This is a genomic window from Luteitalea sp. (assembly GCA_009377605.1).
Classification (GTDB): domain Bacteria; phylum Acidobacteriota; class Vicinamibacteria; order Vicinamibacterales; family Vicinamibacteraceae; genus WHTT01.
Map to the genome: position 1 here is coordinate 1 of WHTT01000240.1, position 831 is coordinate 831.

At 60.8% G+C, this 831-nt stretch carries 1 protein-coding gene; it reads left to right on the forward strand.

Annotated elements, in window-relative coordinates:
* Position 1: 1 nt before the first annotated feature.
* Entirely contained in the window at positions 2-436 is a 435-nt protein-coding gene (locus GEV06_28730) for a hypothetical protein (protein ID MPZ21829.1), read from the forward strand.
* Positions 437-831: the final 395 nt, after the last annotated feature.

Sequence of the window (831 nt, forward strand, 5' to 3'; positions counted from 1 at the left end):
CTTGAAAGAGTTCCGCATCACGTTCGATCCTGCTCTGATCGAGCACGGCGACTTCCGTGTAGAAGCAGGCTATGCCGCTGGCATCGAGTTGCTGCGCCGCAAGCCTGACGCCGTCTTCATCGGCAATTACCTCATGACCGTGGGCTTCATGCGGGCGCTGCGTCAATACCAGCTCGAGTGCCCGCACGACGTTGGTATTGCCACCTGTGACGATCATCCCTGGCTCGATTCGTTTCGGCCCCGCCTCACCACTGTCAACTTTCCCAAGTACGAAGTGGGTCGCGAGGGCGGGCGCTTACTGATCGACACCGTCGAGGCCGGCGGCCGCGACGGCCAGGCTCGCCGCTCTCGTACCGTCGTCATGAAGAGCGCTCTGTCGATCCGTGAATCGTGCGGCTATGAGCTACGCGCCATGCGGCGCGCCGAGCGGGCCTGATCCATAGTTGCTCAACCACGAAGAGGGTTTACCACGAAGAACGCGAAGAGCGTTCACCACGAAGCACACGAAAAATGTTCACCACGAAGAACACGAAGAGCACGAAGCAAAGAGCCCAGGACTAACTTTACCTTCGTGATCTTCGTGTTCTTCGTGGTTGAGATCTTCGTGACCTTCGTGGTTCCCTCCCCAACCACGCGTCAGCGCGTGTACCTCAGAGGAAGTGGCGCTCGCGTGTTCGATGGGCCTCGTAGGCCGCACGTGCGCGCTGCACGTCAGCCACCGAAGAGGCTTCCGCGATCGGCACGTCCCACCACGTCTCATAACTGCCGACGCTCTGCTGTCCGTCCACCGGAATCACAACCACCGTCGTCCGGGTCGAGGCACGCGCCTTG